Genomic DNA, 21,900 nt, shown 5'->3' with positions numbered 1-21,900 from the left:
TTCCGGCGTGCCCTGCAGAGCCAAGCCCAGTGCTCGGCTCTTTTCGTTGGGGCGCCTCGACGTCATGGTCTCCATCCGGATCGCCAAAAATCCGTATGTGGCGTGTAAATGACATGTAACGCAACGCTTCTACGATTCCGCCGCTGCTGCCCTTTTGACGCCGCCCTTCGGCGTCCAGCGCGCCCAAGGAATCCCCATGTCTTGCCATGCTCCGCTTCGCCGCAATCTGCTGGCCCTGCTGGTCTGTGCCTCACTGCCTTCGCTGGCCGCCGCTGAAACCGCTCCTGCCGTCGACGCACAGTCGGCCACCACCCTGGATTCGGTCTCGGTGATCGGTCGGGGCGAGGCGCGCCAGGTCCAGCGCGTGACCGCCGAGGACATGAAGGTGCTGCCGCCCGGCGCCAACCCGCTGAAGCTGCTGGCCAGCAAGCCGGGCGTGCATTTCGAATCGGCCGATGCCACCGGTGCCTACGAATGGTCCACCAGCATCAGCCTGCGCGGCTTCAACCAGAACCGCCTGGGCTACACGCTCGATGGCATCCCGCTGGGCAACATGAGCTATGGCAACAGCAACGGCCTGCATATCAGCCGCGCGGTGATCAGCGAGAACCTGGGCGGTGCCGAAGTCTCCACCGGCATCGGCGCGCTGGGTACGCCGTCGACCAGCAACCTGGGCGGCGTGTTCCAGTTCTATTCGATCGATCCCTCCACCGAATACGGCGTCGTGCTGGCGCAGAGCCTGGGCAGTGACAGCGCACGCCGCAGCTATGCACGCCTGGAAACCGGCGAACACCATGGCTTCGCCGCCTACCTGTCCGGTGCGTATTCGGAGAGCGACAAGTGGAAGGGCAAGGGCTCGCATGAACTCAAGCAGTTCAACGGCAAGGCCACCTACAACTTCGGTGTCGACAGCCGGATCACCGCGTTGTTCAACGCCTCACGCCGGGTTGAAGCCGATTACCAGGATCTGTCGCTGGAGATGATCGATCGCCTGGGCTGGAACTGGGACAACTATGCACCGGACTGGAACCGTGCCCTGGCCGCTGCGCGTGGCCAGTACAGCGGCGGCGTCAACAGCCCGTGGGATGCGTACTACTCGGGCCATGGCCTGCGCAACGATGATGTATCCAGCATCGCCGGTGACTTCGGCCTCAACGAGACGATGCGCCTGAAGGTCAACGTCTACAACCACAGCAACCGCGGCCAGGGCCACTGGTTCAGCCCGTCCAATCCGTCCAACCCGGGCACCAGCCGCGAGATTCCGATTTCGATCCGCACCACCGAATATGCGATCGACCGCACCGGCGTGACCTCGGCATTCACCTGGAACGTCGGCGGCCATGAGCTGGAAGCGGGCCTGTGGTACGAAGACAACGGCCACAGCGTGCAGCGCAACTTCTACTACATCGATGGCCCGATCACCGACGACTTCTTCCTGCGCAACCCGGACCAGCGCGTGTGGCACCAGCGCTACACCACCATCACCCGCCAGTTCTACGTGCAGGATCGCTTCCGCCTGTTCGACGACCGCCTGACCATCGACGTCGGCGCCAAGTCGCCCAACACCCGCACCAGCGTGCGCACGCCGCTGGGCAGCTATGCCAACAACAGCAGCCTGACCGCAAAGAAGGGGCTGTTGCCGCAGGCCGGATTCAACTTCAAGTTGGACGAGCGCAACGAGATCTTCGGTTCATATGCGAAGAACATCGCGGCCTACGCGCTGGGCGTGGGCAGTGCGTTCAATGTTCCGCAGGTGGCGTTCGATGCCAGCGCCAAGGATCTGAAGCCGGAACAGTCGCGCACCATCGAACTGGGCTGGCGCGGCTACGGCCAGGGGTATGAGGCCTCGGTCGCGGTGTACGACGTCAAGTTCGACAACCGCCTGCTGGCCATCGCCCAGTGCGTGGGCATCCTCGGTTGCCCGGCGCTGTATTCCAACGTCGGCTCGGTCACCAGCCGCGGCGCCGAGGCGACCCTGCAGTTGAAGCCGATGCGTGACCTGAGCTGGTCCAATGCGCTGTCGTGGAATGACAGCAGCTACGACAACGACTACGTCAACAACGGCGTGGTACCGACCCGCGGCAAAAAGACGGTCGACACGCCGGAATGGATGTTCGCCAGCACCCTGGCGTGGACGCCGGGCCCGTGGGACCTGCGGCTGGCCGCCAACCACGTCGGCAAGCGCTACGTGACGTACACCAATGACGTCTCCGTGCCGAGCTACTGGCTGATCAATGCGTCGGTGGCCTATGACATGGGCAAGCTCGGCCCGGTGCAGAACCTGACCCTGGCGCTGAACCTGACCAACCTGGCCGACAAGCAGTACCTGGCGACCATCAACACCAACGGTACCTACGCCGCTGATCCGACCCGCAGCCTGGCGACCATGCAGGTCGGTGCGCCGCGGCAGGTGATGGCCACCGCAACCGTGCGCTTCTGATGAAGCGCATCGCCGATCCGGAAACCCGCCGTCGTCTGCTGCGCCTGGCCTGGCAGGGGACCGGAGCGGCGATCGCGCTGGCGGCCATGCCTGGCGTCGCCGCCGCCGGTCCGCGGCCACGACTGGGGCGCGATCCGTTCACCCTCGGCATCGCCGCGGGTGATCCGGATCCACAGGGCGCGGTGCTGTGGACGCGTCTTGCACCAGATCCGCTCAACGGCGGTGGCATGCCGTCGCGCGCGATCCCGGTGCGCTGGTTCATTGCCGAAGACCCGGCGATGCGGCGGCTGGTGCAGCGTGGCGTGGCGGCGGCCGTGCCGGAGCTGGCCCATTCGGTGCACGTGGAAGTGACCGGCCTGCGCCCGGGCCGCGACTACTACTATCGATTCGCCTGCGACGGCGGCGAGGAGAGTCCGGTCGGGCATTTCCGCACCGCGCCGCTGCCGGATGCACAGCTGCAGCAGCTGCGGCTGGCGTTGTGCACCTGCCAGGCCTGGAACAGCGGCTACTATCCGGTACTGGCGGACATCGCCCGCAGCGATGTCGATCTGGTGCTGCATGCCGGTGATTACCTGTACGAATACAGCCCGTTGCAGAACGCGCGTGGCAGCACCCTGGATGCACAGCGCTTCAGCGGTGAAACCCTCAGCCTGGAGCGTTACCGCGACCAGTACGCGCTGTACAAGCTCGACCCGGACCTGCAGGCCGCACACGCCGCGCACGCCTTCGCGGTGATCTGGGACGACCACGAAGTGCAGAACGACTATTCCGGCATCCATCCGGAGAAGAGCGACGTGCCGACCGAAGACTTCATCGTCCGTCGCGCCGCTGCGTATCGTGCGTTCTACGAACACCTGCCGATGCGCAGCACGCCCACCGGCAACGGTGGCCTGCGCGTGCACCGCCGCCTGCGCTACGGCGACCTGGCCCAGCTGACGCTGCTGGACTGCCGTCAGTTCCGTCCGGCCAATCCATGTGGCGTGGGCGAATCGCCACGCTGCGAGGCGGCGTTGGACCCGCGCATGAGCATGCTCGGGGTCGGGCAGGAGGCCTGGTTCGCGCAGTCGATGGCGGCTGCGGCGGGAACGCGATGGAACGTGGTGGTGCAGCAGCTGCTGATGGCGCAGTTGCGGTTGGAGCAGGGCACGCCGCGCGAACGCTTCTGGAACGACGCCTGGGATGGTTACCCGGCCGCCCGCAAGCGCCTGCTGCAGGCGATGCAGGCCGGTGGGCAGGGCAACGCCATCGTGCTGGGCGGCGACTGGCACTCCACGTTCGTCAATGACCTGAAGCTGGATTTCGATGCCGCGGATGCGCCGGTGATCGCCACCGAGTTCATCGCCCCGGCGATCAGCAGCGGTGGTGATGACACGCCGTATGGCCCGTACTACGGCCCGTCGATCCCGCAGAATCCGCACATCCGTTATTTCGATGGCGACCGGCGTGGCTGGTGGAAGCTGCAGTTGAACCGGCAGACCGTGGACGCGGAACTGCGCTTCGCCGACAGCGTGCTGCGGCGCGATGCGGAAGTTCGCACTGCCGCGCGCTTCCAGGTGAGCCACGGTCGTCCGGGCGCAGTGCCGGTGTGAATCCGTTCGGTAGTGCCTGCCGCTGGCCGGCAACCTCCTGAATCTCCGGTTTCCCCACCACCCATTTCATCGCCTCCAACCGGGTTTCGTCGCAAACCGTTTGCCCGGCCCGGGGCAGGGCGCCAAGGTGACGACAGGCGGCGGGGTGCCGCCGAGGGAGCCTGTGATGAAGACCTTGTTCGCGCTCGGTGTGTGGTGCCTGTTGTTCGTGCTGTGCTGGCCGTTGGCGATCCTGGCGCTGGTCGCCTGGCCGTTCGTGTGGCTGCTGAGCCTGTCGTTCCGCTTGGTCGGCATCACGTTCTCGGCGCTGTTCGCCTTCCTGCGCGCGCTGTTCATGCTGCCGGCACGCCTGCTGGGCGGTGGCCGCGGCGCGGTGACGGCATGAGGCCGCTGGTCATCGCGACGCTGGCGCTGCTGATGGCGGCGCCGGCTTGGGCCAAGCAGCCGCCGTCGGCCTACCTGGAGCGTCAGCACTCTGCAGACAAGTCGGAAATCAAAACGACCGACAAGGACGTTCGGAAGGAGAGCTGCCGGGTGGTGAAGGAATGGAAGGTGGGGGAGGTGATCGCCCAACACCGGATCTGTGACGATCCGCCAGAGCTGGACGCCACGGACCGGAAACCCACCCCGCCGCAGCGTTGAAGCAGGGGGTCGATCTTCGGTCGAGCAGCATCAGATGAATCAGCCCGATGGCGGTCGCTGGATGGCCAACGGCCGGACCAGCTCTTCGCCGGTAGCGGCGATCTCGAAATCCACGCCGTCGAAGGTTACGGAATTGCCATTCGCCAGCGCGTACCGCGGTACGCCTTCGACCAGGCTTGAACCGGGAAGAGGTATTGCGTCGAAGTGCGGCCAGAACTTGAACACCAAGACTCTTCGGCCATCTTCGCCGCGAGTCTCGATTCGTTCGTTTTCCATGGAGATCTCCACTGTCTGAACAGCCCCACGAGCAGGTGCGGGAGCACCACCTGTCGCGCATCCTTGGCTTGGCGATGCAACGCGACCTCAGGGGTGAGCCTACCGCACTGGAGGTCAACGCCCGTGTGAGGGGGAGGGCGACACCTCTCGCCTGCCGCGCGCCGAGTGCCAATGGGCTCCGCCCTTGTTCTACAGTCATCGTGCAACAAGAAACCCCGCCGAGGCGGGGTTTCTTGTATCCAGCCCTGCCGGCCAGCGGCCGGCACTACCAGCGAACGATCAGTTCGCCTTGTGGATCGCGCGCTTGCTCACGGCCATCGCTGCGTCGTGAATCACTTCCGACAGCGACGGGTGGGCATGGCAGATGCGGGCCAGGTCATCGGCCGAACCACTGAACTCCATGGTGAGAACGCCTTCGTGCACCAGCTCGGAGACGTTGGCGCCGACCAGGTGCATGCCCAGGATGCGATCGGTTTCGGCGTGGGCCAGAACCTTCACGAAGCCTGCCGGTTCGATCATCGCCACGGCACGGCCGTTGGCGGCGAACGGGAAGCTGCCGGCCTTGTACGGAATGCCCTCGGCCTTCAGCTGCTGCTCGGTCTTGCCGACCCAGGCCAGCTCCGGCTCGGTGTAGATGACCCACGGAATGGTGTCGAAGTTGACGTGGCCCGGCAGGCCGGCGATCAGTTCGGCAACCGCGATGCCTTCCTCGAAGCCCTTGTGTGCCAGCATCGGACCGCGCACGCAGTCACCGACCGCCCAGACGCCATTGACGCCGGTGTGGCAGTGCGCGTCGACTTCGATCTGGCCACGCTCGTTGATCTTGACGCCGGTACCTTCGGCCAGCAGGCCCTTGGTGGCGGCGCGACGGCCGACGGCCACCAGCAGCTTGTCCACCACCAGCGACTTCTCGCCTTCGGCGTCGGTGTAGGTCAGGGCGACTTCCTTCTTCTTGCCCTTGCCGGTCACTTCGGCCTTGGAGACCTTGGCGCTCAGGCGGATGTCCAGGCCCTGCTTCTTGAATTCCTTGGCGGCGGTCTTGGCCACTTCGGTATCAGCCGCAGCCAGGAAGTCCGGCAGCGCTTCCAGGATGGTCACTTCCGAACCCAGGCGCTTCCACACGCTGCCCAGTTCCAGGCCGATCACACCGGCGCCGATCACGGCCAGGCGCGCCGGCACTTCGGTGAAGTCCAGGCCGCCGACGTTGTCGACGATGGTGTCGCCGTCGAACTTGGCGAACGGCAGTTCGATCGAGTCCGAACCGGCGGCGATGATGACGTTGGTACCCTTCAGCTCGACGACCGAACCGTCATGCTGGGTGACCTTGACCACGTTGCCCGGCTGCAGTTCGCCGAAGCCGTAATAGGCGGCGACCTTGTTGGCCTTGAACAGCATGGCGATGCCGCCGGTGAACTGCTTGACGATCTTGTCCTTGCGGCCAACCATCGCTTCGACGTCCATCTTGGCATCCTTGAAGCTGATGCCGTGGTCGCCAAAGATGTGGCCCATGTTCCAGAACTGGCGCGAGGAATCCAGCAGCGCCTTGGACGGGATGCAGCCCACACGCAGGCAGGTGCCACCCAGGGCCGGCTTGCCGTCCTTGCCCAGCGCCGCGTCGATGCAGGCGGTCTTCAGGCCAAGCTGAGCCGCGCGGATGGCAGCGTGGTAACCGGCCGGGCCGGCACCGATGACGACGACGTCGAATTGTTCAGCCATTGAAATAGTCCTTGTTGCATTACCAGAACCCCTCCGCGCAGGCGCGGAGGGGCGGGAGGTCTCTTACAGGCCGAACAGCATGCGGCCCGGGTTTTCCAGCTGGTTCTTGATGTCCACCAGGAACTGCACCGAGTCCTTGCCATCGATGATGCGATGGTCGTAGGACATCGCCAGGTACATCATCGGCGCGATCACGACCTGGCCGTTCTGGGCGATCGGGCGCTCCTTGATGGCATGCATGCCGAGGATGGCGCTCTGCGGCGGATTGATGATCGGGGTCGACAGCAGCGAACCGAAGGTGCCGCCGTTGGTCACGGTGAAGGTGCCGCCCTGCAGTTCTTCCAGGCTCAGCTTGCCGTCACGGGCCTTCTTGGCGTAGTCGGCGATGGTCTTTTCGATGTCGGCGAACGACATGCGCTCGACGTTGCGCAGCACCGGCGTGACCAGGCCCTTCTCGGTCGACACGGCGATCGAGATGTCCGAGTAGCCGTGGTAGATGATGTCTTCGCCGTCGATCGAGGCATTGACCAGCGGGAAGCGCTGCAGCGCGTTGGCGGCGGCCTTCACGAAGAAGCTCATGAAGCCCAGCTTGATGCCGTGTGCCTTGACGAACTCGTCCTGCAGTTCCTTGCGCGCCGCCGACACCTTGGACAGGTCGACTTCGTTGAAGGTGGTCAGCATGGCGGTGGAGTTCTTCGACTCCATCAGGCGCTCGGCGATGCGCTTGCGGATGCGGGTCATCGGCACGCGTTCTTCCGGACGTGCGCCACCGGCCTTGCCGGCGCCGCCGTTACGGGCGAAGTTGACGATGTCTTCCTTGGTGACGGCGCCACGACGGCCGGTGCCATCGACGTCGGCCGGATTCACGCCTTCGGTGATGGCGCTGAATCGGGCGCCCGGCGGCAGTGCATCGGCAGCCGACTTGGCAGCCGGGGCCGGAGCAGCGGCAGCGGCCGGAGCAGCAGCGGCCGGAGCGGCCTCAGCCTTCTTTTCTTCGGCAGCCGGAGCCGGGGCAGCGGCCACGGCGCCTTCTTCGATGATCGCCACGACCTGGCTGGAAGTGACGGTGTCGCCTTCCTTGAACTTGATTTCCTTGATCACGCCATCGACCGGCGACGGCACTTCCAGGACGACCTTGTCGGTTTCCAGGTCAAGCAGGTTTTCGTCGCGCTTGACGGCGTCGCCCACCTTCTTGTGCCAGGTGGCGATGGTGCCGTCGGCGACGGATTCGGGCAGTACCGGGGCTTTGACTTCGGTGGCCATGCGGGAGCTTCCTGGTTTGTCTTCTAAATAGGGGGAGAGTTATTCAGCGAACGAGTCGTTGAACGGGTTGACCAGTGCATCGGCGACCAGCTGCTGCTGTTCGCGGACGTGGTCAGCCATGTGACCGGCAGCCGGCGAAGCCGAACGTGCGCGACCGGCGTAGTGCAGGCTCTGGCCATCGGCCAGGCAGAACTGCAGGTGGTGGCGGATCTGGTACCACGCCCCCTGGTTCTGCGGTTCTTCCTGCGTCCACACCACGTCGGTGGCCTTGCCGTACTTCTTCAGTTCGGCAGCCAGCAGCGCACGCGGGAACGGATACAGCTGCTCCACGCGGATGATCGCCACGTCGTCCTGGCCACGCTTGGTCTGGTCTTCCAGCAGGTCGTAGTAGACCTTGCCCGAGCACAGCACTACGCGCTTGACCTTCTTGGCATCTGCATTGGCATCGCCGATCAGGTGCTGGAACTCGCCATTGGCCAGCTCGTCCAGGGTCGACACGGCCAGCTTGTGGCGCAGCAGCGACTTCGGCGACATCACCACCAGCGGCTTGCGGGTGGTCAGGTGCTGCTGGCGACGCAGCATGTGGAAGGCCTGCGCCGGGGTCGACGGCACCACCACCAGCATGTTCTCCAGCGCGCACAGCTGCAGGAAGCGCTCCAGGCGCGCCGAGCTGTGTTCCGGGCCCTGACCTTCATAACCGTGCGGCAGCAGCAGGGTCAGGCCGGAAATGCGGCCCCACTTTGCTTCGCCGGCAGCGATGAACTGATCGATCACCACCTGGGCGCCGTTGGCGAAGTCGCCGAACTGGCCTTCCCAGATGCACAGGGTGTTCGGATCGGTGGTCGAGAAACCGTACTCGTAGGCCATCACCGCTTCTTCGCTGAGCAGCGAATCGATGATGGTGGCCTTCTCCGGCGAATCCACCAGCTGCCGCAGCGGCAGGTAGTAGTTGTCGGTCTTCTGGTCGTGCAGGATCGCGTGGCGGTGGGTGAACGTACCGCGGCCGACGTCCTGGCCGACCAGGCGCAGCGCACTGCCTTCGTCCAGCAGGGTGGCGTAGGCCAGGTTCTCGGCAAAGCCCCAGTCGCCCGGGATCTCGCCGGCGGCCATCCTGCGGCGGTCGTCGTACACCTTGGACACGCGCGAGTGCAGCTGCACTTCTTCGGGCACGGTGTTGATCAGCTTGGCCAGTGCCAGCAGCTTGTCCTTGTCGACCTTGGTCGAGATCTCATCGGACAGCTTGCCTTCCAGCAGCTTGGGCCAATCAACGAACAGCGGGCTGGTCGGCGGGGTCTTCTCGACCTTGGCCAGCTCGGTGGTCACTTCACCGGCATCGAGCTTCTCGCGGTACGCATCGACCATCGCCTTGCCGGCACCGGCGGCGATCACGCCCGCCTTTTCCAGCTGCTCGGCATACATCTCGCGGGTGGTGGCGTGCTTGCGGATCACCTGGTACATCAGCGGCTGGGTGATCGCCGGCTCGTCGGCCTCGTTGTGGCCCCAACGGCGGTAGCACATCAGGTCGATGACCACGTCCTTGGCGAACTTCTGGCGGAACTCGAAGGCCAGCTGCGCGGCGAACACCACCGCTTCGGGATCATCGCCGTTCACGTGCAGCACCGGTGCGGCGATCATCTTCGCCACGTCGGTGGCATAGCGCGTGGAGCGCGTATCCAGCGGATTGGAGGTGGTGAAGCCGACCTGGTTGTTGACCACGATGTGCACGGTGCCGCCAACGGCGAAGCCGCGGGCCTGCGACATCTGGAACAGCTCCATGACCACGCCCTGGCCGGAGAAGGCCGCGTCGCCGTGGATCAGGATCGGCATCACCTGCTTGCGCGCGGTGTCCTTGCGGCGTTCCTGGCGCGAACGCACGGAACCGGCAACCACCGGGTCGGCGATTTCCAGGTGCGACGGGTTGAACGCCAGTGCCAGGTGGACCGGGCCACCTTCGGTGGACACGTCGGCAGAGAAGCCCATGTGGTACTTCACGTCGCCGGCCGAGGCGTGCTCGTCGTGCTCGAACTTGCCTTCGAACTCGTCGAACAGCTTGCGCGGGTTCTTGCCGAGGGTGTTGACCAGCACGTTCAGGCGGCCACGATGGGCCATGCCCACCACCATGTCCTTGACGCCATCCTTGCCGGCGCTGCGGATGATGGTGTCCATCATCGGGATCAGCGAGTCGCCGCCTTCCAGCGAGAAGCGCTTCTGGCCGACATACTTGGTGTGCAGATAGCGCTCGAGGCCTTCGGCGGCGGTCAGGCGCTCCAGCGTACGGCGCTGGGTGTCAGCGTCCAGCTGGTAGTTGCCACCGGCCAGTTCCAGCTTCTTGTAGATCCACTGGCGCTGCTCGACCTCGGAGATGTGCATGAACTCCGCACCGATCGAACCGGTGTAGGTCGCCTTCAGGCGCGCCAGCAGGTCACGCAGCTTCATGCGCGGCTGGCCACCGACGCCGCCGGTGCTGAACTCGCTGTTGAGGTCACCATCGGACAGGTTGTGGAAGGGCAGGCCGAGGTCCGGGGTGTTGACCGGAGCGGCCAGACCCAGCGGGTCCAGGCGGGCGTCCAGATGACCACGCGAACGATAGGCGGTGATCAGGCGACCGACATTGCGCTCGCGCTCATCGCCTGCACCGGTGCCGGTGCCTGCTTTCAGCGCATCCTTGGCCGCGTCCGCGATATGGGAAATGACGGCCGAGTGCGGAATGTCGCCCGCTTCGCGGCCCTTGAAGCCGTCGAAGTAGGTTTTCCATTTGGGATCGACACTATCCGGGGAGACCAGGTACTGCTCGTACAGGTCCTCGACATAGGAGGCGTTGCCGCCGGCGAGTTGCGAAGATTGCGCAAACTGCTTCAGTTGATTGTCCACGATGGAGGGTGCTGATTCGCTTTGTGGGGTATGGCTTCAGAAGGACCCGGCACGAAGATGAATAGCCATGCACGGGCGCGTTCAAACGGCCAAATTGTACCCCCATCCGGACACGAAGGGGCAGCGACGAGGGCATCGGGCGTCCCCCGGTGTCGGTCCCAGACAGGTTGAGCGCACCGGTTGCGGTCAGATGCCGAGCGCGCGCAATTCGCTGCATTCGCGCGAACGGTCCCAGACACGCTGCAATTGCTGCTCGAACGGCTGCGAACGTGCCGGTAGCGCGATTGCGGATTCGCCGTCGAGGCGATGACCGATGAGACGAAAGTAGAAGTCGCCTGCATCGTTGAGCAGGCAGGCCGAGGCCAGGGCGCGATCGATCGGATCGGCCACCTCGCGGAACTGGATCACACTGGGAAGGCGCTGGAACAGCGCCAGCAGCGGCGCACCGGCGCTGGCGATGGCGGTCGCGTCATGCACGATCACCCGCAGCTGCTTGTCGTGGCGGGCAGTGACGAAGCGGCGCAGGGCCGCCTGCACCGGTGGCGCATCCAGCAGGCCGGGGTCCAGCTGCCGGCTGTGCAGCCACAGCCGGCGGTGTGCGCGATGGATGATCGCCGTGGTGATCGCCACCGCTTCAGCGCGGCTGTCGATAGCGGAAACGGCTTGCAGCCGGCGACGCATCTGCTGGTGGCCGATGCCGGCTTCTTCGAATTCCGGGCCTTCCGGCAGGAAGCCCTGGCGGGCGTAGAAGTCGCGTGCCGGCAGCTGTGCATGCAGGTGCAGTTCGCCCAGACCGAGCTGGTGCCCGGCCTGTACCAACGCCTCCAGCAGGGCCTCACCGACGCCGTGACCGCGATACGCAGCCAGCACCGCCATGCGGCCGATACGACCATCCGGTGCCAGCCGCCCGGTGCCGACCGGTTGCCCGTGGGCATCCAGCGCCAGCACGTGGGCGCAGACCGGGTCCAGGGCATCGCGCTCCAGAGCGGCGTCGATGCTCTGTTCCTGCACGAACACCCGCTGGCGCACGTCGTGGATGGCAACGTGGGCCTCGGCATGGCGGACCTGCTGGACCCGGAGGGCAGTCATGGCTCAGCCGCAGCTGGGGTCGCTGTCGTCTTCGTCGTGGTCGTCGAAGTTGACGATCACTTCAATGCCGTCGTCATGCACGGTCACCAGATGGACATCATCGGACATGGTGTCAGCGTCGATGACCTCGACCTGCTCACGGCCCTCGATCACCTCACCCAGCACCTCTTCGTCCTCGTCGGCATACACCTCGTTCGGATCGATCAGCTGGAACACGCCGCCGACCAGCAGCTGCTGGAGCACAGCGCGACCCTTGTCGGACAGGCCGCGGTAGGCGGCTGCGTCGAGCTGCTCGGCACCGGCCAGACGCTGCGCGTCCTTGATTGGCAGGGCGAAATCCTGGCCGCTGACATACAGGCTGGCGCCGCGCTTGGCCCGGCGCCAGGCCAGGCGCGCCCACGGGTGACGCTGCAGCAGCAGGCCCGACAGCAGGGACTCAAGCACTTCTTCCTGCGGTGGCGCGGCCTGGTGGGCCATCACCTCACCGGCGGCACGGTAGGTGGTGATGAAGCGGCCGAACCAGTCACCCAGCTTGTCCGGGTCGTTCATGCGGATGGCGTTGAGCGCGGTGATCACCCGCGCCATCGCCACGGTGTCGATTTCGTTCGGATCAGCCGGAGCCTTCAGGTCGCCATCCTCATAGCGGATGTTCTCGTCGGCATCGGCGATCAACGTGTCCAGATAGTCACTGATCAGCTCGGCCGAGGACGGCGCACGCATGCCGAACGAGAAGGTCAGGCAGGGGTCTTCGGCGACGCCGTGATGCGGCACGTTCGGCGGCAGGTACAGCATGTCACCCGGCGCCAGCACCCAGTCGTGGGTCGGCTTGAACACCTGCAGCAGCTTCAGTTCCACGTCGGGGCGGAAGCCCAACGGCGGGCGCTTGCCCTTGATCGATTCGCTGGCATCGATCTGCCAGCGGCGGTGGCCGTGGGCCTGCAGCAGGAACACGTCGTACTGGTCGACATGGGCGCCGACCGAGCCACCGGTGGCGGCGAAGCTGATCATCACATCGTCCATGCGCCAGCGCGGCAGGAAGCTGAAGTGTTCGATCAGGGCGCGCACGTCCTTGTCCCACTTGTCCACGTCCTGCACCAGCAGGGTCCAGTCGTGGTCAGGCAGGGCCGGGAAGATGTCTTCCTGGAACGGGCCACTACGGACGCGCCAGCTGTCCTGGGCCTTGTCGTGCTCGATCAGGCGTGCCAGTACACCCTCTTCGCAGGCCAGGCCCGCGAGGTCTTCCGGCTGTACGGGGGTCTGGAAGTCGGCGAACGCATTGCGGATCAACAGCGGGCGTTTCTGCCAGAAGTCGCGCAGGAACACGGCCGGGGACATGCCCAGCGGCTGGCCACGACGGGCGTGGACTTCGATCAGGGGGGAGGTGGACTTGCGGGCGGCCATGGGGGAGTTCCTTGCAGCGGAAAGCGGGAGGGGCGGCGTGGCGGGCCGCCAAGGCCTCCATTGTCCGACGTTCGTTGGGATTGCGCACGTGTGGTGGTTTGTCGCGGGGTGCCGGCCAACGGCTGAGCCCCTCGTGGCGGTCGAGTTCAAAGCAAAAGCCGCGCTTGGCCGGGCGGGTGGGCCATGCAGGGGACGCTGCAAGTACGTCCTTGTAAGCTCGATGGCGCCATCCATGGCGCCAACGCCCCTGCATGGCCCACCCGCCCGGCCTCTGACAGTTTCCTGCGTGGCCCGCCACGGAATGGAAGAAGAAAATCAAAAGCAACAGCGGGTCGCGCGCTTCGCTTGCTCTATCTGCCTTCGCCATAAATAAAGAGGGACGCGGCGAAGCCGCGTCCCTCTCTCAAATTCCGTCCGACAACCCAATGCTCTTCGAACCGTCACCGGACAACTGTCAGAGGTGGGGCGGGATGGGCCAGCGGGACCGTTGGCGCCATGGATGGCGCCATCGAGCCCCCATGGATGGGTTCACGGCGTGTCCCGCTGGCCCATCCCGACCCGCCCAGCTAGCAGTAATCCAGAGCCGCTTTTGACGTTGCTGTTGCCGTTGCTGTTGCCTGCCGCAGGCAGCGCCCGCGGCCGCCGCCGCAAGGAAAACCCTTAAATCTTCTTCGCCAGCGACTCCGCCAGACCGGTATAGCTGCCCGGGGTCATCTCCAGCAGACGCTGCTTGGCGTCGGCCGGCAGCTCCAGTCCCTGCACGAACGTGCGCATCGACTCGGCCGTGATGCCCTGGCCACGGGTCAGTGCCTTCAGCTGCTCGTACGGATTCGGCAGGCCATGGCGGCGCATCACCGTCTGCACGGCCTCGGCCAGCACTTCCCAGGCTGCATCCAGATCGGCGTCCAGGCGCTGCGGGTTCACTTCCAGCTTGCCCAGACCCTTGGCCAGCGAGTCCAGCGCCACCTGGCTGTGGCCGAACGCCGTGCCCAGCGCACGCAGCACGGTGGAATCGGTCAGGTCGCGCTGCCAGCGGCTGATCGGCAGCTTCGCGCTGAAATGCTCGAAAAGTGCATTGGCGATGCCGAAGTTGCCTTCGGCGTTCTCGAAATCGATCGGGTTGACCTTGTGCGGCATCGTCGACGAACCGACTTCACCTTCTTTCAGGCGCTGCTTGAAGTAGCCCAGCGAGACGTAACCCCAGATGTCGCGGGCCAGGTCGATCAGGATGATGTTGGCGCGACGGGCGGCATCACCGATCTCGGCGATGTTGTCGTGCGGCTCGATCTGCGTCGTGTACGGGTTGAACACCAGGCCCAGGCCGGTGACGAATCGCTCGGCGAAGGCCGGCCAGTCCACGTCCGGGTAGCTGGCGACGTGGGCGTTGTAGTTGCCGACCGCGCCGTTGATCTTGCCGGTCAGCTCGACCGCGGCGATCTGCCGGCGCTGGCGCTCCAGGCGGGCGACCACGTTGGCCAGCTCCTTGCCCAGGGTGGTCGGCGAGGCGGTCTGGCCGTGGGTGCGCGACAGCATAGGCTGGCCGGCCTGAGCGTGGGACAGGGTGCGCAGTGCGTCGGCGACGCCGTCCAGGGTCGGCAGCACCACTTCGCGACGGGCCTGTTCCAGCATCAGGCCGTAGCTGAGATTGTTGATGTCTTCGCTGGTGCAGGCGAAATGCACGAATTCCAGCGCCGGTGCCAGCTCGGCATCGTCCTTCAGCTGTTCCTTGATGAAGTACTCCACCGCCTTGACGTCATGGTTGGTGGTGCGCTCGATCTCCTTCACGCGCGCGGCCTGGGCCGGGCTGAAGCCGCTGGCCAGTGCACGCAGGCGGACGATGGCGGCGTCGGAGAACGCGGCCAGCTCGACGATGCCCGGCTCGGCGGCCAGGGCCAGCAGCCACTCCACTTCGACCGTGACACGGGCCTTGATCAGGCCGTACTCGGAGAAGATCGGGCGCAGGGCGTCGACCTTGCCGGCATAGCGGCCATCGAGCGGGGACAGGGCGAGCAGGGCGGATTCGGACATGTCGGCAGGAAAGGGCGAGCGGCGGGGGCCATATTCTACGACGTGCCGGTGAGGTAGTGCCGGCCGCTGGCCGGCAACCCATGGAATCGCGGGCCCCGCGTGGTTGCCGGCCAGCGCCCGGCACTACCGTCGGCACTACCGTGCACCGGACAAGGGAGTATCGTTGTCGCAGCCGCCAGCCCGGGAAGCGACACCCTGCCAGCCGCCGCTTCCCTTTCCCCAACCGAAGTAGTGCGGAGTTGATGCAATGAGCAAAGCTGCAAGCAAGAGCGCCCCCAAGGGGTTCCGGATCGAGCACGACAGCATGGGCGAGCTGCAGGTGCCTGCCGACGCCCTGTGGGGCGCGCAGACCCAGCGCGCTGTACAGAATTTCCCGGTGTCGGGCCAGCGCATGCCGCGCGGCTTCATCCGTGCGCTGGGCCTGGTCAAGGGAGCCGCCGCCGGCGTCAACGCCGAGCTGGGCCACTTGCCCAGGACCGTTGCCAAGGCCATCCAGTCTGCCGCTGCCGAAGTGGCGGACGGCACGTGGGACGCGCAGTTCCCGATCGATGTCTACCAGACCGGCTCGGGCACTTCCTCGAACATGAACGCCAACGAGGTCATCGCCACCCTGGCCAATCGTGCCGGCAAAGCGGGCAAGACCACCGTGCACCCGAACGATCACGTCAACCAAGGGCAGAGCTCCAATGACGTGATCCCGACGGCGCTGCGCGTGTCGGCCGTGCTGGCCACCCATGAGCAGTTGCTGCCGGCGCTGGTGCACCTGCGCAGGACGCTGGACAAGAAGGGCCGCAGCCTGCGCAAAGTGGTCAAGACCGGCCGCACCCACCTGATGGACGCGATGCCGCTGACCTTCGAACAGGAATTCGGTGCGTGGTCGGCGCAGTTGGCCTCGGCACAGGAGCGCATCGAGGACAGCCTCAAGCGCGTGCGCCGCCTGCCGCTGGGCGGTACCGCCATCGGCACCGGTATCAATGCGGACCCGCGCTTTGGCGCGCAGGTGGCCAAGGCGCTGAAGCAGCAGACGGGCTTCAAGTTCGACAGCGCCGAGAACAAGTTCGAAGGCCTGGCCGCGCAGGATGATGCGGTGGAACTGTCGGGCCAGCTCAATGCGCTGGCGGTGGCCCTGATCAAGATCGCCAACGACCTGCGCTGGATGAATGCCGGTCCGCTGGCGGGCCTGGGCGAGATCGAACTGCCGGCACTGCAGCCGGGGTCCTCGATCATGCCGGGTAAGGTCAATCCGGTGATTCCGGAGGCAACGGTGATGGCCTGCGCACAGGTGATCGGTCACCACACGGCGATCACCGTGGCCGGCCAGACCGGCAACTTCCAGCTCAATGTGACGCTGCCGCTGATCGCGGTGAACCTGCTTGATGGCATCGGCCTGCTGGCCAACGTGTCGACCCTGCTGGCCGACAGCGCCATTGCCGGGCTGAAGGTGCGCGAAGACCGTGTGGCCGAGGCGCTGGCGCGCAATCCGATCCTGGTGACCGCGCTGAACCCGATCATCGGCTACGAGAAAGCCGCAGCCATCGCCAAGCGTGCCTACAAGGAGCAGCGCCCGGTGCTGGACGTGGCGCTGGAAGACAGTGGCCTGGCCGAAGCCGAGCTGCGCCGGCTGCTGGACCCGGCCGCGTTGACCGCCGGTGGCATCCAGGCCGGTGGCGGTGGCGCTGGCGGCTGACCGACCGACGTGCGGAACGGGGCCGCACCCACCGCATGCAGGAATGAAGAACGCCGCCCGGGAGGGCGGCGTTCTTGTTTCAGCGGCGGTCGGCGACGATGTTGCCGAAGGTCTCGGTGTAATCCTTGAACTCGGGAATGGTCTGCACCAGATCCGGCGGAATCACCTGCATGCCTTCCGGTGGCACGATCTTCACCGGCTGCATGTTGGGGTCGGCCGGTGCGGCCACCAGCGTGTTCTGGCGCAGCACCTGCAGCGTGCCGAACATCGTCTGCAGCATCTGCTTCTGCTTGACGTTCAGCGGAATCAGGATCTCGTCGATCTTCATCTGCCCGTCGGGCAGGATGATGATGTTCGGCGCCGGCTGGCGGCGCACGGTCACGATGCTTTCGCTGACCGAGATCTTCGGTTTGCCGCGCTCGGCACGGTGGTTGCGGTAATCCTGGTCACAGCCGACCAGGCCCAGGCAGAGCAGGGCGGCCAGCAGCAGAAACAGCTTTTTCATGGCGGTTCAATGAAGTGCATCCGGGGGCGCCATTGTAAGCCCGCCGAGGCGCACCGGCCGGCAACGCCTGCGCGCTGCCGGCCGGGTGCGCTGATGTGTCACAGGGTCAGCGGTTGACGACGGTGTCCTTGCCGCAGTCGTCCACATCGCTCTGGTCCATCGTTGCATAGGGCTTGAACGCCGGCAGCGAGGCAGCCAATGCCTGCTGGCTGGCCAGCATGGCAGGCATGCGGTCGCAGATGCGCTTGGCCTGCGCCTCGATCTTGGCGGCCTCTGCGTTGATCCGCTTTTCGATGCCTTCGCTGTCGCCGCTGAAGATGCCCTTCAGTGCTTCGCCGGCAGCGTTGGCGCCGAGCTTGGCGCCCGCCAGACCGATGTTCATGCCGTCCATCGCCACCGCCACCACGTGGCCGCGGTACTCGAGCAGCTGGCGGCGCTGGCCATCGTCCAACGTCACCTGCTTGCCGCCGATCAGCAGCTGTCCCTGCGGGGTGATCTCCGCGCGCGGCTGATTGTCGGCGGAGATCTTGATGTTGCCTTCCGCAATTTCCTTGCGGGCGTCATCCATCGCTTCCTTGACGGTCTGGCCGACACCTCCGGCGGTCTCGGCCACCGCCTTGCCGGCGGTCTTGTCAGGGCTGGACGTGCCGCCACAGGCGATCAGCGGCAGGCACAGCAGTGCAGCAGGCAGCAGGCGCAGCAGGTTCATGGCATTCCCCTCGAATCGGATGGTTGGGCGTTACTTGCCGCGGGGCAGGGTGACGGTGCCAGCCACACTGCGATGCTGGACGTCGCCGCTGCCGCTGTGCTCGACGGTGAGATTGCCGCGCACGCCATCGACATCGATATCACCCGAGCCGTGGCTGCGCACACGGACATTGCCGCCGACCTGCTCGATCTCGACATTGCCGGAGCCGACCACGCCGATCTCGACGTTGCCCTGCACCTGCTTGAAGCCGATGTCGCCGGAGCCGACGGTATCCAGCCGCGCGTTGCCACGCACGTCGGTCACCTTCAGGTCACCGGAGCCGACGGTGCCGACGCTGGCATCACCGCCGATGTTGCGGGCATTGACGTCGCCCGAACCCAGCGAAAGCAGGTTGAACGATGCGGCGCCATCAACGTCCAGATCGCCCGAGCCCACGGCGGCATGCACGCTGCCACGGGTACCGCGGGCGATGCCATCACCGGAGCCCACGTCCATGCTCAGCGACTGCGCGTTCTCGATGCTGGCATCGCCGGAACCGATCTTGAACTGCAGCGGCAGGTTGTCCGGCACGCTGCCACGGATATCCAGCCAGGCGTAGTTGCTGCCCATCGACAGCGAGCCGCGGCTGTCGCGGCGGAGGCTTACCACCAGCTTGTCGCCCACGCGCCGCTGGTCCAGCACCAGCTGCTCCAACCAGTCCTTGTTGGACGCGCAGGCGCGGCCTTCGAGCTGGCCGCCGCCAGCGCTGGCGACCACCTTCAGGTCATGCTGGTTGATTTCGAACACCACCGCCTTGGCGCCGGCGGTATCGATCTTCAGCGCACGCGGCGCGGAGAACTTGCAGTTCGGTGCATCGGCGGCCAGCGCCGACAAGGGCAACAGCAACAGCGCACTACAGGCAATCAAGGAACGCATGGGTGGTGCCTCCGTGTTGAAGATCAGATTTCGCCAGCGCGCTTGCGCAGGCGGATGGCGATGAAGATGAAGACCACGCCGAAAGCTGCGCCGATCCACAGGCCGGGCATTGCCAGCGACTTCAGCTGCGCGGCGGGCGACATCAGGGCAACGATCGAGTTCAGATCCTGCTTGGGTTCGCCACCGGCGCGGTACAGCAGGTCCATCCCCGGCATCGCACCCAGCAGCAGGCGGCCGACGATGTGCTGCCAGAACCAGCCGGTGGTCAGGTCGAACAGGTGCATCAGCTTGGTGGTGCTGACGATGATGCCGGCGAACAGCGGCAGCATCACCGCCCACAGGAACGGCTTGCTCCGTGCCCAGGCCGAGCACAGCAGCAGCCAGCCGGCCGTGGGCAGCGCCCACAGGGCGTACACCGGGATGGACACGAACATGCCCGCCACCAGGCTAATCGGGTTGGCCGGGCCGATGATCAGCTGCATCGCGTCACCGCCGTGGGAGACCACCACCAGGCACAGCACCAGCATGAACACGAGCAGGGTCAGGCTGGACGCGATGATGGCGATGAGCGGTGCGACGATCAGCGCACTGAACACCTTCGACAGCACGGTCTGGGTATCCGACAGCGGCAGCGACTTCCAGAACAGGATGCTGCGATCGCGGCGGTCGTCATACAACGCGCCCAGGCAATAGAAGAACACCACGAATGCGAGCACGATCAGCGGCCAGGACGAGGTCAGTACCATCGCCAGGTCGAGGCCGTTGCCCAGGTCGGCCATATCCTTGGTGCTGATGTCGCGGGTCAACACGGCCAGATCCAGGCCGTTGATGTTCACGTTCTCGCCGTCGATGTGCAGGCCGCCGTCGCGCGCGGCACGATGCAGGGCGAACAGGCCCAAGCCGATGCCAATGCCGCTCATCAGCAGCGAAACGATGCCGGCGATCACCGGGGCATACAGGAATCCACCGCGGTTTTCCCAGTATTCGCGCTTGAGCAGCCAGCGCAGGGTGCCGACAGGGCTGACAGGATGGTTGACGGCATTCATGCGTAGGTCCCCTTCATGACAGCGACGAACAGATCGGCAAGGCCGGCGTTGCGGGTCTCACCCAGGCTGGCCAGCTGGCTGCGTGGCACCCCGTCGAACAACAGGACGGTCTTGCCGAAGGCCTGGCTGCGCTCGTCGATGGGCTTCAGTGCGCGGGCGGTTTCAAGCTGGTCGGCGCCGACCAGCAGTTCGGTATAGCGCTCGCCGACCTCGTCCATTTCCGCATTGAGCACGATGCGGCCGTCGCGGATGAACATCACGTCGGTGAGGATGTGCTCGATCTCCTCGACCTGGTGGGTGGTGACGATGATGGTCTTCTGCTCGTCGAAGTAGTCTTCCAGCAGGCGCTGGTAGAACTCCTTGCGGTACAGGATGTCCAGGCCGAGCGTGGGTTCGTCCAGCACCAGCACCTTGGCGTCGATGGCCATCACCAGGGCCAGGTGCAGCTGCACGATCATGCCCTTGGACAGCTCGCGCACGCGCTGCTTGGGCTGCAGCTTGGTGTTGGCCAGGAAGCGCTCGCAACGGGCACGGTCGAAGCGCGGGTGCACGCCGGCAACGAAGTCGATCGCCTCACGCACCTTCAGCCAGCGCGGCAGCACGGCGACATCGGCGATGAAGCAGATGTCGTTCATCAGATCGTCGCGGTGCGCGCGCGGGTCTCGGCCGAGCACACTCAGCTCACCCTCCACCGAGGTCAGGCCGAGCACTGCCTTCAACGCAGTGGTCTTGCCGGCGCCGTTGGGGCCGATCAGGCCGATGATGCGGCCTGCGGGAATGGAGAAGCTGGCATTGTCGAGCGCGAGCGTGTTCTTGTAGGCCTTGCGAAGGCCTCGGGCGGTAATGACAGCGTCGCTTGGCACAGCGGTAGTGGGACTGGCATTCATCAGAATTTCCCCTGGGGCAACAATTCGTCGAGACTCAGGCCCAGTCGCTGGATGCGCTCCAGAACGGCTGGCCATTCTTCATTGAGGAAGCGTTCGCGCTCGCTGCTGCGCAGCTGCGTGGCCGCCTGTTCGGTCATGAACATGCCCAGCCCGCGGCGCTTCTCGACCAGGCCTTCATCGGCCAGCTCCTGGTAGGCGCGCGAAACGGTGATGGGGTTGAGCTGGTAATCGGCGGCCACCTGTCGCACCGAAGGAAGGGCATCGCCCGGCTTGAGGATTCCGTCAAGCATCATCGCGATCACGCGTTCCTTCAGCTGGCGGTAGATGGGAGCGCCGTCGCTCCACTGGATGTCGCTCATATTCAGCTCCGTGGGGTCAGCGGCTGTGCGAACGAGAAATACGGCATGGACAAGGAGCTGTGCAGCCGACGCGGGGGGGAGGGGGCGGCATTCCCTGCCGGGGGTACTGCTGCGTCCTGCGTACTGTCTTCGGAGAGGGCGGGGGAGGAAGCGGCCGGGGGGGCCGGCATGGCCAACCAGACCAGGACGAACAGGGTTGATACCGCGGTGACCGCGGGGGCGGTAAGGCTGCGACGCATCCGGGTGTTCATGGTTCCCCCCTGTCTCAGGTGACTGGTGTTGTATGCAACTATAACACCGGCACGCCTGTGTGCAAGTCCTGCCCCTACCCAACTGATGGCAGGGGTGGTCATGGCACCGAAATATTCGTTTAAAATATTGATTTAAAATGGGAAAAAGAAATTGCAGCGGCCCATTTCGGGCGAGCCTCCCATTCAGCCATGTCCATGCTATGTCATCACCGGTGCGGTGAAGGGG

At 65.5% G+C, this 21,900-nt stretch carries 18 protein-coding genes; 5 read left to right on the top strand and 13 right to left on the bottom strand.

Annotation, left to right across the window (positions count from 1 at the left end; all coding sequences use genetic code 11):
• Positions 1-196: 196 nt before the first annotated feature.
• The 4 genes from ACQ5SA_RS04220 to ACQ5SA_RS04205 all read left to right on the top strand — a co-directional run bounded on the left by ACQ5SA_RS04220 (position 197) and on the right by ACQ5SA_RS04205 (position 4,671).
• On the top strand, positions 197-2,440 hold the full coding sequence (locus ACQ5SA_RS04220; protein WP_499312856.1) for a TonB-dependent receptor: 2,244 nt from the start codon (positions 197-199) through the stop codon (positions 2,438-2,440).
• Positions 2,440-4,029 (top strand): alkaline phosphatase D family protein, encoded by a 1,590-nt coding sequence (locus ACQ5SA_RS04215; RefSeq protein WP_499312854.1) that lies wholly within the window; start codon positions 2,440-2,442, stop codon positions 4,027-4,029. Before ACQ5SA_RS04220 ends, ACQ5SA_RS04215 begins: the two co-directional genes overlap by 1 nt.
• A gap of 166 nt (positions 4,030-4,195) precedes the next feature.
• Complete coding sequence (locus ACQ5SA_RS04210; RefSeq protein ID WP_499312852.1) at positions 4,196-4,414, top strand: hypothetical protein; 219 nt, start codon at positions 4,196-4,198, stop codon at positions 4,412-4,414.
• On the top strand, positions 4,411-4,671 hold the full coding sequence (locus ACQ5SA_RS04205; protein WP_499312851.1) for a hypothetical protein: 261 nt from the start codon (positions 4,411-4,413) through the stop codon (positions 4,669-4,671). Before ACQ5SA_RS04210 ends, ACQ5SA_RS04205 begins: the two co-directional genes overlap by 4 nt.
• 39 nt (positions 4,672-4,710) lie before the next feature.
• Here ACQ5SA_RS04205 and ACQ5SA_RS04200 read toward each other — a convergent pair whose 3' ends face one another.
• From ACQ5SA_RS04200 to purB, 7 genes are all read right to left on the bottom strand, one after another.
• Entirely contained in the window at positions 4,711-4,947 is a 237-nt protein-coding gene (locus tag ACQ5SA_RS04200; protein WP_499312850.1) for a hypothetical protein, read from the bottom strand.
• Between the two features lie 279 nt (positions 4,948-5,226).
• On the bottom strand, positions 5,227-6,663 hold the full coding sequence (gene lpdA / locus ACQ5SA_RS04195) for a dihydrolipoyl dehydrogenase (protein WP_230110879.1): 1,437 nt from the start codon (positions 6,661-6,663) through the stop codon (positions 5,227-5,229).
• Between the two features lie 63 nt (positions 6,664-6,726).
• Positions 6,727-7,926, bottom strand: coding sequence for a dihydrolipoyllysine-residue succinyltransferase (sucB, locus tag ACQ5SA_RS04190; protein ID WP_499312847.1), 1,200 nt, complete (start codon positions 7,924-7,926; stop codon positions 6,727-6,729).
• Positions 7,927-7,965: 39 nt separating this feature from the next.
• On the bottom strand, positions 7,966-10,797 hold the full coding sequence (locus ACQ5SA_RS04185; RefSeq protein ID WP_499312845.1) for a 2-oxoglutarate dehydrogenase E1 component: 2,832 nt from the start codon (positions 10,795-10,797) through the stop codon (positions 7,966-7,968).
• 186 nt (positions 10,798-10,983) lie between these two features.
• Positions 10,984-11,886 (bottom strand): GNAT family N-acetyltransferase, encoded by a 903-nt coding sequence (locus tag ACQ5SA_RS04180; protein WP_499312843.1) that lies wholly within the window; start codon positions 11,884-11,886, stop codon positions 10,984-10,986.
• 3 nt (positions 11,887-11,889) lie between these two features.
• Positions 11,890-13,287 carry a JmjC domain-containing protein gene (locus ACQ5SA_RS04175; protein ID WP_499312841.1) on the bottom strand — a complete coding sequence of 466 codons (1,398 nt, stop codon included), beginning with the start codon at positions 13,285-13,287 and terminating at the stop codon, positions 11,890-11,892.
• A 660-nt stretch (positions 13,288-13,947) separates the two neighbouring features.
• The gene (gene purB / locus ACQ5SA_RS04170; protein WP_499312839.1) at positions 13,948-15,315 is read right to left on the bottom strand and encodes an adenylosuccinate lyase; all 1,368 of its coding nucleotides are present in this window, start codon (positions 15,313-15,315) and stop codon (positions 13,948-13,950) included.
• A gap of 247 nt (positions 15,316-15,562) precedes the next feature.
• Between purB and ACQ5SA_RS04165 the strand changes: the two genes are divergently transcribed.
• A complete protein-coding gene (locus ACQ5SA_RS04165; protein WP_205405952.1) occupies positions 15,563-17,002 on the top strand; it encodes a class II fumarate hydratase in 1,440 nt (479 codons plus the stop codon).
• 79 nt (positions 17,003-17,081) lie between these two features.
• Here ACQ5SA_RS04165 and ACQ5SA_RS04160 read toward each other — a convergent pair whose 3' ends face one another.
• From ACQ5SA_RS04160 to ACQ5SA_RS04135, 6 genes are all read right to left on the bottom strand, one after another.
• Positions 17,082-17,507, bottom strand: a complete 426-nt coding sequence (locus ACQ5SA_RS04160; protein ID WP_499312837.1) for a hypothetical protein — start codon at positions 17,505-17,507, stop codon at positions 17,082-17,084.
• A gap of 106 nt (positions 17,508-17,613) precedes the next feature.
• On the bottom strand, positions 17,614-18,216 hold the full coding sequence (locus tag ACQ5SA_RS04155; RefSeq protein ID WP_230113338.1) for a DUF2884 family protein: 603 nt from the start codon (positions 18,214-18,216) through the stop codon (positions 17,614-17,616).
• 30 nt (positions 18,217-18,246) lie between these two features.
• Positions 18,247-19,131 carry a GIN domain-containing protein gene (locus ACQ5SA_RS04150; protein WP_499312835.1) on the bottom strand — a complete coding sequence of 295 codons (885 nt, stop codon included), beginning with the start codon at positions 19,129-19,131 and terminating at the stop codon, positions 18,247-18,249.
• Positions 19,132-19,154: 23 nt separating this feature from the next.
• Positions 19,155-20,177: a hypothetical protein gene (locus ACQ5SA_RS04145; RefSeq protein WP_230113340.1), complete on the bottom strand. Its 1,023-nt coding sequence runs from the start codon at positions 20,175-20,177 to the stop codon at positions 19,155-19,157.
• Entirely contained in the window at positions 20,174-21,064 is an 891-nt protein-coding gene (locus ACQ5SA_RS04140; protein ID WP_089236130.1) for an ABC transporter ATP-binding protein, read from the bottom strand. Before ACQ5SA_RS04140 ends, ACQ5SA_RS04145 begins: the two co-directional genes overlap by 4 nt.
• Complete coding sequence (locus ACQ5SA_RS04135) at positions 21,064-21,423, bottom strand: GntR family transcriptional regulator (protein ID WP_012511573.1); 360 nt, start codon at positions 21,421-21,423, stop codon at positions 21,064-21,066. Before ACQ5SA_RS04135 ends, ACQ5SA_RS04140 begins: the two co-directional genes overlap by 1 nt.
• Between the last annotated feature and the right edge of the window lie 477 nt (positions 21,424-21,900).

Source organism: Stenotrophomonas indicatrix (genome assembly GCF_050573115.1).
In the GTDB taxonomy this organism is placed as follows: domain Bacteria; phylum Pseudomonadota; class Gammaproteobacteria; order Xanthomonadales; family Xanthomonadaceae; genus Stenotrophomonas; species Stenotrophomonas lactitubi_A.
Note: the sequence above shows the minus strand (reverse complement) of the source record. Positions and strands in the feature narration are given on the sequence as shown.